12 protein-coding genes are annotated in these 14036 nt (G+C 66.5%); 8 read left to right on the top strand and 4 right to left on the bottom strand.

Translation table 11 applies throughout. From position 1 onward, the window contains the following. From LDO22_RS19425 to LDO22_RS19410, 4 genes are all read left to right on the top strand, one after another. Complete coding sequence (locus tag LDO22_RS19425) at window positions 1-990, top strand: 2-keto-3-deoxygluconate permease (RefSeq protein WP_224025346.1); 990 nt, start codon at window positions 1-3, stop codon at window positions 988-990. Beyond that, complete coding sequence (locus LDO22_RS19420; protein WP_224025345.1) at window positions 987-2192, top strand: four-carbon acid sugar kinase family protein; 1206 nt, start codon at window positions 987-989, stop codon at window positions 2190-2192. The genes LDO22_RS19425 and LDO22_RS19420 overlap by 4 nt, the downstream gene beginning before the upstream one ends. Next, window positions 2192-3196, top strand: a complete 1005-nt coding sequence (pdxA, locus tag LDO22_RS19415) for a 4-hydroxythreonine-4-phosphate dehydrogenase PdxA (RefSeq protein ID WP_224025344.1) — start codon at window positions 2192-2194, stop codon at window positions 3194-3196. The genes LDO22_RS19420 and pdxA overlap by 1 nt, the downstream gene beginning before the upstream one ends. Before the next feature lie 118 nt (window positions 3197-3314). Next, entirely contained in the window at window positions 3315-4103 is a 789-nt protein-coding gene (locus tag LDO22_RS19410) for a DeoR/GlpR family DNA-binding transcription regulator (protein WP_224025343.1), read from the top strand. A gap of 7 nt (window positions 4104-4110) precedes the next feature. On the opposite strand, the gene LDO22_RS19405 is transcribed toward LDO22_RS19410, so the two are convergent. Next, window positions 4111-5364 (bottom strand): M20 family metallo-hydrolase, encoded by a 1254-nt coding sequence (locus tag LDO22_RS19405; protein WP_224025342.1) that lies wholly within the window; start codon window positions 5362-5364, stop codon window positions 4111-4113. Beyond that, entirely contained in the window at window positions 5361-7055 is a 1695-nt protein-coding gene (locus LDO22_RS19400) for an amidohydrolase (protein WP_224025341.1), read from the bottom strand. The genes LDO22_RS19405 and LDO22_RS19400 overlap by 4 nt, the downstream gene beginning before the upstream one ends. A gap of 157 nt (window positions 7056-7212) precedes the next feature. On the opposite strand from LDO22_RS19400, the gene LDO22_RS19395 reads away from it, so the two are divergent. The 4 genes from LDO22_RS19395 to LDO22_RS19380 all read left to right on the top strand — a co-directional run bounded on the left by LDO22_RS19395 (window position 7213) and on the right by LDO22_RS19380 (window position 11739). Next, window positions 7213-8406, top strand: coding sequence for a helix-turn-helix domain-containing protein (locus LDO22_RS19395; RefSeq protein ID WP_224025340.1), 1194 nt, complete (start codon window positions 7213-7215; stop codon window positions 8404-8406). 169 nt (window positions 8407-8575) lie between these two features. Continuing rightward, a complete protein-coding gene (locus LDO22_RS19390; RefSeq protein WP_224025339.1) occupies window positions 8576-9907 on the top strand; it encodes an MFS transporter in 1332 nt (443 codons plus the stop codon). 105 nt (window positions 9908-10012) lie between these two features. Then, on the top strand, window positions 10013-11305 hold the full coding sequence (locus tag LDO22_RS19385; RefSeq protein WP_224025338.1) for an ArgE/DapE family deacylase: 1293 nt from the start codon (window positions 10013-10015) through the stop codon (window positions 11303-11305). Between the two features lie 131 nt (window positions 11306-11436). Beyond that, window positions 11437-11739 (top strand): YciI-like protein, encoded by a 303-nt coding sequence (locus tag LDO22_RS19380; RefSeq protein ID WP_224025337.1) that lies wholly within the window; start codon window positions 11437-11439, stop codon window positions 11737-11739. Between the two features lie 27 nt (window positions 11740-11766). Here the strand turns inward: LDO22_RS19380 and LDO22_RS19375 are convergent, their stop codons facing one another. Together LDO22_RS19375 and LDO22_RS19370 are read right to left on the bottom strand one after the other, a co-directional pair. Then, the gene (locus tag LDO22_RS19375) at window positions 11767-12246 is read right to left on the bottom strand and encodes a nucleoside deaminase (RefSeq protein WP_224025336.1); all 480 of its coding nucleotides are present in this window, start codon (window positions 12244-12246) and stop codon (window positions 11767-11769) included. A gap of 4 nt (window positions 12247-12250) precedes the next feature. Further along, window positions 12251-14029 (bottom strand): FAD-dependent oxidoreductase, encoded by a 1779-nt coding sequence (locus LDO22_RS19370; RefSeq protein ID WP_224025335.1) that lies wholly within the window; start codon window positions 14027-14029, stop codon window positions 12251-12253. Window positions 14030-14036: the final 7 nt, after the last annotated feature.

The raw sequence follows: 14036 nt of genomic DNA, 5'->3' as shown, positions 1-14036 counted from the left end.
ATGTCTGTCCCAATCAAGGCCACTATGGAAAAGGTTCCTGGCGGCATGATGCTGATCCCCCTGCTCATCGGCGCCGTCCTCGGCACCTTCGCCCCGGATTCCGCCAAGTTCTTCGGCTCCTTCACGGGCGCGCTCTTCACCGGCGGCACCACCATCCTTGCGGTCTTCTATGTCTGCATGGGCGCGAGCATCGATATCAAAGCCACCCCGTACATCCTGAAAAAGGGCGGCGTGCTGTTCGGCAGCAAGGTCCTGTTCGCCATCATCATCGGCGTCATCGCCGGCAGGTTCATGGGTGAACTTCCCATCGACGGCGGACTGCTCTCGGGCCTCTCGGTCCTGGCCATCCTGGCCGCCCTCAACGACACCAACGGCGGCATGTACATGGCACTCATGGGCCAGTACGGCAAGCCCAAGGACGTTGCGGCGTACTCCGTGATGACCCTTGAATCCGGCCCCTTCCTGACCATGGTGACCCTCGGCGTCGCAGGTCTCTCAGCCTTCCCATGGCAGGCCCTGGTGGGCGCCATCATCCCCCTGCTCCTCGGTGCGATCCTGGGCGCCCTGGACCCGGCCATGCGCAAGTTCCTCTCCTCCGCGGCACCGGTGCTGATTCCGTTCTTCGCCCTGGCCCTCGGCTTCGGCCTGAACCTGGGCCAGGTGCTCAACGCCGGACTGCTGGGCCTCGGCCTGGGCCTGTTCGTGCTCATCGCCGGCGGCGCCGTGCTCTTCTTCGCTGACAAGCTGACCGGCGGCTCGGGCATCGCCGGCCTCGCGGCAGCAACCACTGCCGGCAACGCCGCCACCGTTCCCATGCTGGTGGCCGCCGCCAACCCGGCCTACTCTGCCGCAGCCGGCCCCGCCACCGTGCTGGTGGCAGCCTCCGTGGTGGTCACCGCCATCGGCTGCCCCCTCATGGTCGCTTGGTACGCTAAGCGCCTGAAGGCCAAGCAGACCGTGGAAACCCGCGAGGTGTCCCCAGCAGTATGAACGCCACCGCAGCCAAGCGCTGGGCAATCATCGCCGACGACCTGACGGGAGCGGCAGATGCCGCCGCAGCCTACGGACCCACCCACAGCAGTTGCGTAATCCTTGACCTGGCCTCCACGTGGCCGGAGGCGGACATCTTGTCGGTCAACACCGAGAGCCGCTACCTTGCGGCGGAGGAGGCTGCCTCCGCCGTGGCTGCCGCGGTGGCACAGGCCCTTGGGCAGGACCGGCAGGTCTTCAAGAAGATCGACTCGCTGCTCCGCGGCAACCTCGGCCCCGAGATTGCCGCAGCGCTGGCCAGCGTCAGTAACGGCCGCGGCAGGGGCCTGGCCCTGGTGGCCCCTGCCTTTCCGGCCACGGGAAGGACCACCCTACGCGGCATGGTCCATGTCAACGGTGCGCAGAACGCGCAGGGACGGTTCGACGGCGACGTGGCGGCAGCAGTTGCCGCCGGAGGTCTTTCCGCTGAACTGGTGGGCCGGGAAACGGCACGCACCCCGGAGGACCTGGCGGCGCACCTGCAGGACCTTCGGGACCGCGGGACTGACGCCGTCGTACTTGACGCGGTCTCTGACGATGACCTTCAGCAGATCGCCGCCGCGGCAGCCCTGCTGGACTTTCCTGCCCTCCTGGTGGGTTCCGGCGGGCTGGCCGGCCACGTTGCCGCACGCGAGGAAGGACGCGATGTCCTTCGTGACCACGCACAGCACGTACAGCGGACGCTGACCGTGATCGGCAGCTATTCCGGCCTCGCCCGGCAGCACACCGAGGCCCTTGTCGCCGCAGGTGCCGAGCACATCACGCTGGACCACCAGGCGCTGGAGGACCCGACGGTTGCCCGGAACGTAGCGGCCGCGATGCTGCGGACCGACGTCGTGCTGACGCCAAATCCGATGGGTGCCGTGGACAAATCGCAGGCCTTGGTCGTGGCCGAAGCGCTGGCGAGGGCCACTGCCGGCGGCATCGGGAACTGCGAAGCCCTGATCCTGACGGGCGGGGAGACTGCGACGGCGGTCCTCAAGGCGCTCGGCGTCGGCAGCTTTACCGTCCTGGGCGAGGTTGAGCCCGGCGTCGTGATGAGCCTGCTGCCCGCGCCCCTCCCCCTCCTGGTCACCAAGGCCGGCGCCTTCGGCGATGCCGGCACGCTGGCCAGGACCACACAGTTTTTCTCTAGCACAACGACTGAAATGAGTACCAAGTAATGGGACGCCCGATCGTAGCCATCACCATGGGGGACGCCGCCGGCATTGGCCCGGAAATCATCGTCAAGGCCCTGGCGGACAGCGAACTCCGGTCCAAGGCGCGGATGCTGGTCATCGGCGATCTTCGCCGGCTGCAGCTCGCCGCGGACATCGTCGCCAGCCCGCTGGCCCTGCGGAAGGTGGCCGAGCCGTCGGACGCGCTGTTCCAGGAAGGCACCATCGACGTCCTCGACATCGACTGCATCCCGGAGGACCTCGCCTGGGGCGAGCTGTCCGCCGCGGCCGGGCACGGTTCGTACCTCTTCATCGAGAAGGCCGTGCAGCTGGCGATGGACCGTAAGGTTGACGCCATCTGCACAGGCCCCCTTAACAAGGCGGCCCTGCACGCAGCCGGGCACAAGTTCCCCGGCCACACCGAGCTCCTCGCCGAACTGACCGGCACCGAGGAAGTGTCCATGATGCTGACCGCGCCGAAGATGCGCGTCATCCACGTGACCACCCACATCGGGCTCATCGACGCCATCGCCAAGATCAACGGGGACCTGGTCTACCGGACCATCAAGCGCGGGTATGAACTGCTGCGCACCTCCGGCATCGAGAACCCGCGGATCGCTGTGTGCGCCATCAACCCGCATGCCGGTGAGAACGGGCTGTTCGGCTACGGCGAGGAGGCGGAGAAGATCCAGCCGGGCATCGAGAAAGCGCAGGCGGAAGGGATTAACGCCTTCGGTCCCCTCCCGGCGGACACCCTGTTCTTCCTGGCCGGCCGCGGCGACTTCGACCTGGTGGTGGCCCAGTACCACGACCAGGGCCACGGCCCCGTGAAGGTCCTTGGCCTGGAGAACGGCGTCAACATCACCGTGGGGCTCCCCGTGGTGCGGACGTCCGTTGACCACGGCACGGCCTTTGACATCGCCGGCAAGAACATTGCGGACCACGAGTCGCTGCTCGAGGCCCTGCGGCAAGCTGTTGACCTGGCACCGGCACGGGACGAAGCCCTCTAGCTCCTGCACGAACAGGACGGCCGGTCAGCGTGCAAGCGTTGGCCGGCCGTTGCCGTCCCTGCCGAGCACTAGCATGGGTAGCACTGCCACCGCCATGCCCACGGGAAGGAGACCGGGAATGCTCAGCGCAAACGCGCGGCGCGAGGAGATCTACCACCTTGCCGTGACCACCGGCCTGGCCTCCGTGGAGGAACTCTCGGCCAAGTTCGAGGTGACGGCCTCTACCATCCGGCGGGACCTGGCGCTGCTGAACTCGCAGGGCCGGCTGGCGCGGACGTACGGCGGGGCGATGGCCATGGGCGCACACCCGGAGGCGTCGCTGCGGCAGCGCACCGGGGAGGCGTTCGAGCAGAAGCACGCCATCGCCCGCTGGGCTGCGTCCGTAATCCAGCCGGGTGAGAACATCCTGCTCGACGCCGGCTCCACCGCGGGTGCCCTGGCGCACGAGCTGCGCGGGTTCGGCCCGTTGTCCGTGACGACGCCGGGCATCAACACACTGCAGGAGCTGGCCGATTCTGAGGGCATCGAGGTGGACTGCCTGGGCGGCCGGCTCCGGGGTGTGTCCCAAAGTTTTGTAGGCCCGCTGGCCGAGGCGGCGCTGGAGCGGATGAGCTTTGACCGCGTGTTCCTGGGCGCCGACGCCGTCACCGCCGAGGACGGCATCTGCGAGGCCGACCACGCCCAGACCCGGCTCAAGGAGCTCATGGCGCGGCGCGGACGTTCCGTTTATGTTCTGGCGGACTCCTCCAAGTTGGGCCTGCGGCCGTTCCACGCGTGGGCGCGGCTGGCTTTGCCGTGGACTTTGGTGACGGACGACGGCGCCGACCCCGGGCAGGTGCAGAAGTTCCGGGACGCCGGGGTTCAGGTTGAGGTGGCAGCGGTTACGCCCGCGGCAAGCGCGGGCTGACGCTCTGCTAGTCCTCTTCCAGTTCGCCCCGGACGAGGCGCCGCAGGACGTCGGTGAGCAGTTCGACGCCGCGCAGGGCATCGTCGTCGAGCGTGTACTCGGCCTCGTTGTGCGAGATGCCTTCGACGCTGGGAACGAAGAGCATGACGGTGGGGACTACGTCCTTCATGTTGGTCGAATCGTGCCCGGCGACGGTCATCACGTTCCTGTGGCTGTAGTCCAGGCTCTCTGCGCTTGCCCGGCCCAGCGACACTCCTTTGGGCTGGTAGGACACCACTCCCCAGTTGTGCGTCAGATCCAGGCGGATCTCAGTGCGTGAGTCTGCCTCGGCGTCGATGATCCTCTTTCCCAGGCGTTCCATGGCGAGGCCCAGCACGGACTCGTCCGGGGAGCGCAGGTCCAGGTTCATTACCACCTGCCGGGCTATGGTGACCGGCGAGTTCGGCAGGACATGCAGCTCGGAGACGGACGTGTGCAGCAGCCCTGGCTCGAACTCCGCGGCCAGTTCACGAGCGGCGGCGATCACCAGCGCGGCCCCGAAGAGGGCGTCGCGGCGGTCTTCCATGCGGGTGGCGCCCGTGTGCGACTGCGCTCCGTCCACCGTGACACGGTACTTGCTGGCGGCCCAGGTCCTGTCCACGATGCCTACCTGGGTACCGCTCTCCTCCAGCTCCTTGCCCTGCTCGATGTGGATCTCGGCGTAGCGGGCAACTTGTGCGAGGACCGGAGCGTTCCCGTCCTGGGCGCCTTGCCCTGCGGCCAGTGCCTGAGCCACGGTGGTGCCGGCAGAGTCGGCAGTAGCCAGCGCGTCACCCAGCGGAAGTTTCCCGGTGAAGACTGCGCTTCCCATCATGCTGGGCGCGAAGCGGCTGCCTTCCTCGTTGAACCAGTTCACAACGGCCAGGTTGCAGGTGGGCTCAAGCTTTCCGTCCCGGGCTTCCGCAGCTACGCGGGCGCCCGCATGCGCCGCTGCGAGCACTCCGTAGGCTCCGTCGTACCGTCCGGCCAGCGGCTGGGAATCCAGGTGGGATCCCGCCAGCACGTACGGGGCACCGGGGACCAGCTCCATGGTGCCGAACTGGTTGCCTGCCTCGTCAACTGATTCGGTATAGCCGTGCCGGGCCAGCCATTGGCTGAACCAGGCCCGGGTGGCATGGTCAGCCGCCGTGCCGGCCTGCCTGTCCACGCCTCCGCCGGGCGTCGCGCCGAAGCCGGACATCGTGGCGAAATCGGCGAGGAATTGGTCGTCGGTGGTGCTCATGGGGTTTCCTTCCCTGTCAGGGCTGCCTCAAGGTCTGCGGTGCGGACCGGCGCCGGTAGGTTTTCCGCGCCGAAGCGGATCTGACCACCCACCATGGTGGCCAGTACCCGCGTGGCGGCGATGTCCGAGGGGGCCACTGCGGTGGGGTCCTGGTCCAGGAACACCATGTCGGCCAGGTACCCCGGGGCCAGACGCCCCTTGATGTGGCCGGTGCCCGTGGCGGCTGCTGATCCCGTGGTGTAGGCGGCCAGGGCCTCAGCCGCCGTGATCCTTTCGTCCGGGCCGTAGACCTGGCGTGACGGGGTCAGCCGCTCCACGAAGGACTGCATGACGTCCAGGGGCCTGCCGTTGGAGACCGGACGGTCCGAGCTTCCCGGCAGCGTGACACCGCGTTCCAGCAGGCTCTTGGCGGGGTAGGACCAATTGGTGCGCTTGGGGCCGAGCAGTTGGGCCATGCCGTCGCCGAACTCGGTGATGAAGTGCGGCTGCGGCACCAACACAATGCCGGCCGCGGCAATCCGGTCGAGCTGATCGGGGCGGACCACCCCGCCGTGCTCAATCCGGTTGGGCTGTAAGTTGATCCCAAAGGTCTCCTGCGCCTCCGTGATGATGTCAATCGCATGGTCGATGGCGTGGTCGCCGATGGCATGCATCGCAATTGCCCAGCCCGCCCGGTACGCCTCGAGCGCTGATTCCCGCAACTGGTCCGCGTCCATTTGCAGGTAGCCGTGGTTGTGGGTGCAGCCGACGTAGTCCTCGGTCATGTAGGCCGTGCTGCCCAGGAGCGAACCGTCACTGAAGATCTTCACCGGACCCAGCCGAAGCCAGTCGTCGCCCAATCCTGTGCGGATTCCGGCGTCCAGGCTCCTGGAGGCTGGATCGTTGGCGTGGCCCGCCACGTTATGGAGGGCATCCATGACCAGCATCGGCTGCATCCTGACGCTGAGAAGACCCTTGTCGCGGGCGTTCTGGTAGGCCGCGAACTCGCGGGGCGAATAGCCAATCCAGCCGCCGGCGATGCCCGCATCCGTAACGCTCGTAATACCTTCGGCGAGGTAGTGCGACGTCGCCAGATCCAGCGCGTGCTCAATGGTCTCCAGCGGATACGGCAGGAGGATGTCCTGCACCAGCCGCATGGCATTTTCCTCAAGCAGCCCGGTCGGGCGGCCGTCGTCGCCCACGACGACGGCCCCGCCGTCAATCGGGGCGGAGAGATCGGCCCGGGCTGATACGAGCTCCAGCGCCACGCCATTGAGTGTGCAGGCGTGGCCCGAGGAGTGCTTGATCCACACCGGACGCCCCCCGGCAGCCTCATCCAGCCGGTCGCGGTCCGGTTGTTGCCCGCCGAGAAGCAGCGGGCTGTAGCCGGAGGCCACCACCCATTCTTCGGGGGCCATCCCCGCGGCGGCGTCGGCGATGATCCGGTAGACCTCGTCCAAGCTTGCCGCTGCCCCTGCATCTGCCTCCATCAGGCCTAGACCGAACCACACGCTGTGTGCATGCACGTCGTTGAACCCGGGGACAATCGTGGTCCCGGCGGCATCAATGGTCCGGACAGCCAGGGCCGCCAGGTCGGCGCCGGGATCAACCTCGAGGATTTTGCCGTCGTGGATGAGCAGGCTTGTCGCGGCGGGGCAGGAAGCATCCTGGGTCAGGATGCGTGCGTTTCGAATCAGGAGATCGACGGGCATAAATCCTCTTTGATAGGGTCCCCGGATGTGGCGGAGGGGTTGGGACCAAGGCCTGGAGGTGGACTACGCTCTATTCAACGCTGTAATAATGCTGCCTTCAATGGACATCGAACGCCGTTTCTAGCGTATCGCTTAGGCTTTTGCATAAAATTGATCCATGACAGCACTTGACCAGGGCACCCCGCGCTTCTCCGCCTCGGCTATAAGGGAGTTCCGTCCAGGCCGGCCCACAGAGCCGGAATGGACAGAGCTGCTGGAGAGTCTGTGGAAGGAACGGTCCCTGCTGGTGGACGACTTCCTCGAGCGCTTCTCCGCCATTTCCTATGGTGAGGCCCTGGTTCCCGAGGAGGACGTCTACCGCACCGCCGCGGACACCATGGACATGTTCCTCTACCAAATGGCCGGATTGGAACTCCCACCGGACCTGCAGGCCCTCCCCCGTGAAGTGGCAGCCCGCCGGGCCCGCCAAGGCGTCCCTCTGGACGCATTCCTTGAAGCCATCCGCAACGACTTCCGCGTTCTGTGGAAGGGGTTGGAACGTGTTGCCCGGGACAAAGGGATCGGCGTCCTGGTGGCCAACATGGACCGGGTCCTGGACGCCGTCGAAGGCTATGTCAGCAGCATCCAGCAGGCGTATGCCGAGGAAGAGGCCCGGCTGACCCGGAACAAGCAGCTGTACCGCCAGCGCTTGCTTTCCCGGCTGTTCAACGCTGAACTGGGCGGCTCCCGCGGAGTGCAGGACCTTGCGGCGGCCCTCGGGGTGCAGGCCACAGGAACCTTCGAAGTGCTCGCGGTTACATTGGACGCCGTGGCCCAGGCCCTGCAGCAGTTCGAGTCGGACCACCGCACTTATGTGTACGAGAATACTGGAGTCCTGTATCTCTTCAGGCAGCAACGCAAGGGGCGAACCTGGCAAGAGGAAGGGCCCGGCTTTCCTGCCGGGTACGTACCCGATGTCGAGGGGCTGGATGCTGTCCCGTCCGCCGCAGCATCGGCCCTCGTGCTGGCGCAGCAAAAGCGCCGGGGCACAGGACTGGCGACACTCGAGGACGCATGGATGGGGATCGCGAGCGGCCTCCTGGAGCAGAAGTTCCCGGGCTTCTCCTCACCCATTAAGCAAGCACTGGATAAGTGCACGCCTCTTGAACGTCAGCGCCTGCTGGAGGTGGCGCGCAGCTACGGGCGGACGGGGTCCATCAAGGAGACGTCGGAGGAGTTGTTCTGCCACCGCAACACCGTGGTCAACCGCCTGCATAGCCTGCATGAGGTCATAGGCCTTGACCTCACCGTGCCGGCAGAGGCCGCGCGGGCCCTCGTCGCCCTTAGCCGCTATAAGGAGTTTGCCAGCTGATTTGTGAAGATGCCCAACGGGCGGAGGAAAAGTGGGTGGATATTGTCATTGTTTAGGGCTTTATCACTGACCTAATCTCGAATAATCACCGCAGCAGTGCAGGCAATCGCCTTTCGCCCGCCGCGGGACCCGGGACGCAAAACTCAACCCGCTCGAAAGGGCCCACGCAGTGACCACCTCAAATTCACTCCCCTCCACCGTAGGTGCTCCTCCGGTAATCTCAGGCAAAGACGCAGGAAAGATTGCCCGTGCCGCCTTCGTCGGGACCGCGCTGGAATGGTACGACTACTACCTCTTCGGCACGGCCGCGGCCCTGGTCTTCAACCGGCTCTTCTTCACCAACATGGACCCCACCGCGGCTCTGCTGGCCTCTTTTGCCACGTTCGGCGTCGGCTTCGCCGCCCGCCCGATCGGAGCCATGATCTTCGGCTATATCGGTGACCGTTATGGACGCCGGCCGGCCCTGCTCACGACCATCGTCATGATCGGCGCGGCGACGGCGTTCATCGGCCTGTTGCCGGACTTCGGCAGCATCGGCCTGGCTGCACCAATCATGCTGGCGGTATTGCGCCTGGTGCAGGGCCTGGCTGTCGGCGGCGAATGGGGCGGCGCCGTGACTATGGCGGTCGAGCACGCACCCGTCGAGAAGCGTGGCCGGTACGCCGCGCTGGTACAGGTCGGCTCTCCGGTGGCGACGCTGCTGGCCTCCGGCGCGTTCTCGCTGGTCCTGCTGTTCCCGTCCGAGGCCTTTGACGCCTGGGGCTGGCGCATTCCATTCCTGATTGCCTTCCCCATGCTGGGCATCGCGCTCTGGATCCGGCTCAAGGTGGAGGAATCCCCCATCTTCAAGGACCTGCTTGCCCAGGGCGAAACGGCCAAGGTCCCGGCCTTCGAGGTGTTCCGCCACGCCGGCGGCCGCCTGGTCGTGGCAGTTCTCGCCGCGCTGCTCGGCGTCGGCGGTTTCTACATGATCACCACCTTCGCCGTCAGCTACGGTTCGAACACGCTCAAGGTGGACCGGAACGTCATGGTCAACGCGACTCTGGTTGCCGCGGTAGCCCAGATCGGCGTTACTTTCCTCATGGGCCGGCTGGCCGAGAAGATCGGGCCTGGCAAGGTCACCATGTGGGGCGGCATCGTCAGCGCCGTCGCCGCGTTCCCCCTCTTCGCGATGATCGACACCAAATCCCCGCTGATGATCACGCTGGCCATCACCGTCGGCATCATGCTCATTGCGGTGGCCTACGCCGTCAACGGCGCACTGCTGACCGAGCTGTTCCCGGCCAAGCTGCGCTACTCCGGCGTGGCCTTGGGCTACAACATCGCCGGTGCCACCAGCGGGTTCATGCCCCTGCTGGCCACCGCCATGCTGGGTATTTCCGGCAACCAGTCCTGGGGCGCGGCCCTGATCCTGGCGATCATCTCCCTGCTCACGGCAGTCGGCGGGTTCCTGGGTGAGCGCCTGCGCGTCCAGGACAAGAAGCTCGTCGCCGAAAGCTAGGCACCGCGGCCGCCGCCAGGAGACCGCGTTACACCCTCTGTCGAAACTCACCACCACTTCGGGGAGCCGTCCGGCGGACGGCTCCCCGTTTGTTAGGAGACGAACATGCTTAGTGACGACCAGACCCTTCGGATCCTGGACGCCGTAGACGCCGCCTTTGATGCGCAGCTGTCCTTCACCCAGGACCTGGTCAAACACCCGTCGCTGCGCACCCGGGAGGGGAGCGCCCAGGACCTGATGTTCGCGGCCATGGCCGGCCGTGGCCTGGAAATGGACCGGTGGGAGCTGGACGCCGAGGGCTTGTCTGCCCATGAGGGCTTCGGGCCTGTGACGGTGTCCTATGAAGGGATGACAAACGTGGTGGGCACATACCGCCCGGCCACCGAGCGCAGTCGGTCCCTCATCCTCAACGGACACATCGATGTGGTCCCCGAAGGCCCCTCCGAGGCCTGGTCCCGCTACCCCTGGGATGCCCCGATCATCGACGGATGGATGCACGGCCGCGGCGCCGGCGACATGAAGGCAGGCCTGGCTGCCAACCTCTTCGCCTTTGACGCCGTCCGTGCCGCAGGGTTTGAGCCCGCTGGCCGCATCCACTTCCAGTCCGTCATCGAGGAGGAATGCACAGGCAACGGCTCGCTGTCCGCCCATCTGCGCGGCTACCGGGCCGACGCCGTCATCATCCCCGAGCCCGAGGAGGACATGCTGGTGCGCGCCAATGTAGGCGTGCTCTGGTTCAAAGTCAGGGTGACCGGCAACCCGACTCATCCGCGCGAGATGGGCACCGGCTTCAACGCCATCGATGCGGCGTATACGGCGATCTCGGCGCTGCGCGAGGTCGAGGAAAAGTGGAACGCGGACCGCGGACAGCACCGCTACTTCGAAGGCCTGGACCACCCCATCAACTTCAACTTCGGTGGAATCGCGGGCGGCGACTGGCCTTCCAGCGTCCCGGCCTGGTGTGAGTTCGATGTGCGGGCGGCGATCTACCCCGGCATCAGCGCGGAGCAGGCCTGGTCCGAACTCCAGGAGTGCCTGACTTCCTTGGGCCGCGGTCCGTCGCCGATTAATGCGGTAGGCGTGAAGACAGGCTTCTTCTCGGAGGGCTATGTGCTGGAGCCCGGGAGCGAGGCGGAGGCCATGCTCGAGCGCACGCATTCGCAGGTCTTCGGCCGGGAACTGGAAAGCTTCACCACACCGGGCTACCTCGATGGCAGGGTCTTCGCCCTCTATGCCGATACGCCGGCGCTGGTGTACGGCCCGGTTTCTGAGGCAATCCACGGGTTCGACGAGCGGGTCTCGGTCGAATCCATCCGCCGGATCACCAAGAGCATCGCCCTGTTCATTGCCGGCTGGTGCGGTATTGACGAGAAGCCGGGCCCGCCTCGGGAGCGTTGAACCACGACGGCGACAGCATCCGCCTCCACAAGCTCCGCCGTCTTGGCTGAGGTGCCACGGTTTCCGGCCATCACACGGTGGGTACGCTGCTTCTACAGCGAACGAAACCACTAACCGGACTGGAGACACGCATGCACGCCGTACTTGAATACACCTACGCGGACGACTACCTCGAAAGCCGCGGGCAGTACCGCTCAGACCACCTCAGGGCGGGGTGGGAGGCGGTGGAACGCGGCGAGCTCCTGCTCGGCGGCGCAATCGGCGAAGGCCCCTTCAAAGGGTTGCTGATCTTCACCGGCGAGAACCCGCTCGAGGCCGCAAAAGCCTTCGCAGCCGCAGACCCCTACGTCATCAACGGCGTGGTGACGTCCTGGAGTGCCAGCCCGTGGACCACGGTGCTGGGCAACGAGGCCGCCACACCGGTTCACCCGTAGCCACCGCACACCAGCGCGGGACCGGCGCTACTCGGCGATGTCCTCCGCCCACAGCTCCGGCTTGTCGGCCTGGAACGCAGCCATCATGTCCACGCAACGCTGATCATCCAGGACCACCACCTCGACCCCGCGTGACCGCAAAAGCTCCAGTTCGCCGTCGAACGTCCTCGCCTCCCCCACCACAACGCGGGGAATCTTGAACTGGATGATGGTTCCGGCGCACATGGCACACGGGGCCAGGGTGGTGTACAGCGTGGTGTCCCGGTAGCTCCTCTGCCGTCCGGCGCTGCGCAGTGCGGACATTTCCCCGTGCGCGATCGGATCCGCGTTCTGGACCCGTTGGTTGTGTCCGCTCGCAAACACCACGCCGCCCCGCGCGATCGAAGCCCCGATGGGGATGCCACCTTCGGCCAGGCCTTTTTGCGCTGCCTGGTAGGCGGCTTCGAATGCGGGAAGGTCGGCGCTGTCCAGTTCCGGCGCAAGGAGATGTGGCTGCTCGTGGGTCATGGCGTCATTGTTGCACGGGCTGATTCTGCGCGGGCGCGCCGTCGTCCTCATAGTGGGTGGCGCGGGCAAGGTCGCGGCCGGCGATGTAACCGAACGTCAGGGCAGGGCCAAGGTTGATCCCGCCGGCCGGGTAGTGTCCGCCCATGACCGAGGCCTGGTCGTTGCCGGCGACATAGAGGCCCTCGATGGGGTGCCCGTCGGTATCCAGGACGCGCGCCCGGGCATCGGCCGCCAGCCCCGCAAAGGTTCCGAAAGATCCCGGGAGGATTTTCACCGCGTAGAACGGCCCCTTCTCCAGGGGACGCAGCGAGGGGTTGGGGGTGTTCCCGGAGTCACCGCCGTACTTGTTGAACTCGGTGGCGCCGCGGTTGAAGTCGGGGTCGACCCCTCTGCGTGCGTTGTCGTTGAAGTCCGCAACGGTCCTGGCCAGGGCCTGCGGGTCGATGCCACAGGCCACGGCAAGTTCCTCGATGGTCTTGCCCCTTTTCAGGTATCCGCTGCGGAGATACGGGAAGAGCGGCACCGGCAGCGGTTTGGCCATGCCCAGCGGGTACTTGCGCACGAACGCGGCGTCGGCGATCTGCCATGCTTCTGCGGGTTCGCCGTCCGGGGTGGCAGCCAGCAGGCCTTCCACATAGTCGTAGTAGCCGTTGGCCTCGTTGACGAACCGCTTGCCGTCCCGCCGCACCCCGATGCTGCCCGGCTTGGCCCGGTCCATGATGTGCGGGAAGGTGCCGGTGCGTCCGTTCCGGTACGGGACCAGCGACACCGGGCACCACGCGGCCGGGGACGCCACCCCGGTCTCGAAGCGGGCACCCACCTCTTGGGCCATGGTGATGCCGTCCCCCGTGGTTTCCTTCGGCGCCAGGGTCCAGTGCTCCCGGCCGGTCGGTGTTTTGGGGAAAAGGGCTTGGCGGCGGCCGACGTCGTTGGGAAAGCCCCCGGCGGCCAGGACGACGCCGCGGGAGGCATTGATCCGGAGTTCGCCGTGCGGGGAGCTTACGACGGCGCCCGTCACCTTCCCGGACTCATCGGTGAGCAGGTGCCGGGCCGGGGTGGAGACGCGGATGTCCACGCCCAGGTCGTCCGCCGATTTGAGCAGCCGGCCGGTGAGCGCGGTGCCGTTGACCAGCTGCATGTTGCGCCGGTAGGCAAGGAGATCCAGGAGGTGGAATCCCACCCGCCAGCCGGCGTGGAAGATCCCCCGGATGTCCCCCTGCGAGGCGGAGAGGAACTTGGACAGGTCCGGTCCCGCCATGATGCCCATGCCCAGGAATGAGGTTTCGTAGAGCTGGTGGCGCATCCTGGCCCGGAGCGCGGGCTTGATCCGGCGTGCATTGATCGGTTTTGGACCCACGGAGCGGTGCCCGGTTCCGGCGCCCGGGGTGTCCCCGTAAATGTCCTTGATCTTGGCTCCGGGCACGAACTGCAGGCTGGTCTTGTTGTGGAAGAAACCCACCATGTGGGGAACGGCTTCCAGGAACGCGTCCACCCGGTCTTCCTGGTAGTGCCGGCCGAGGCGGTGGCGCAGATAGGTCCGGAAGAGTTCACGGTCTTCGTTGACGCCGGCGGCTTTGGCCAGCGGGTTTCCGGGCGTCCAGGCCCAGCCGCCGGACCAGGAGGTGGCACCGCCGCAGACGGCGGCTTTCTCGACGACGACGACTTTCAGTCCGTGGTAGGCGGCGGTCACGGCGGCGGACAGGCCGCCCGCGCCGGAACCAATCACCAGGACGTCGCAGTCCAGGTCCGGGAGCCGGGAAGGAGTTTGTGAAGGGGACATCATGCCAAAG

The organism is Arthrobacter sp. NicSoilC5, from assembly GCF_019977395.1.
In the GTDB taxonomy this organism is placed as follows: domain Bacteria; phylum Actinomycetota; class Actinomycetes; order Actinomycetales; family Micrococcaceae; genus Arthrobacter.
The sequence above is the reverse complement of the archived record's forward strand: the minus strand, read 5'-3'. Positions and strand labels throughout refer to the sequence as shown.

Coding starts and splice junctions, on each gene's coding strand:
- LDO22_RS19425 (WP_224025346.1), top strand. CDS start 1: ATGTCTGTCCCAATCAAGGCCACTATGGAAAAGGTTCCTGGCGGCATG.
- LDO22_RS19420 (WP_224025345.1), top strand. CDS start 987: ATGAACGCCACCGCAGCCAAGCGCTGGGCAATCATCGCCGACGACCTG.
- pdxA (WP_224025344.1), top strand. CDS start 2,192: ATGGGACGCCCGATCGTAGCCATCACCATGGGGGACGCCGCCGGCATT.
- LDO22_RS19410 (WP_224025343.1), top strand. CDS start 3,315: ATGCTCAGCGCAAACGCGCGGCGCGAGGAGATCTACCACCTTGCCGTG.
- LDO22_RS19405 (WP_224025342.1), bottom strand. CDS start 5,364: ATGAGCACCACCGACGACCAATTCCTCGCCGATTTCGCCACGATGTCC.
- LDO22_RS19400 (WP_224025341.1), bottom strand. CDS start 7,055: ATGCCCGTCGATCTCCTGATTCGAAACGCACGCATCCTGACCCAGGAT.
- LDO22_RS19395 (WP_224025340.1), top strand. CDS start 7,213: ATGACAGCACTTGACCAGGGCACCCCGCGCTTCTCCGCCTCGGCTATA.
- LDO22_RS19385 (WP_224025338.1), top strand. CDS start 10,013: ATGCTTAGTGACGACCAGACCCTTCGGATCCTGGACGCCGTAGACGCC.
- LDO22_RS19380 (WP_224025337.1), top strand. CDS start 11,437: ATGCACGCCGTACTTGAATACACCTACGCGGACGACTACCTCGAAAGC.
- LDO22_RS19375 (WP_224025336.1), bottom strand. CDS start 12,246: ATGACCCACGAGCAGCCACATCTCCTTGCGCCGGAACTGGACAGCGCC.
- LDO22_RS19370 (WP_224025335.1), bottom strand. CDS start 14,029: ATGATGTCCCCTTCACAAACTCCTTCCCGGCTCCCGGACCTGGACTGC.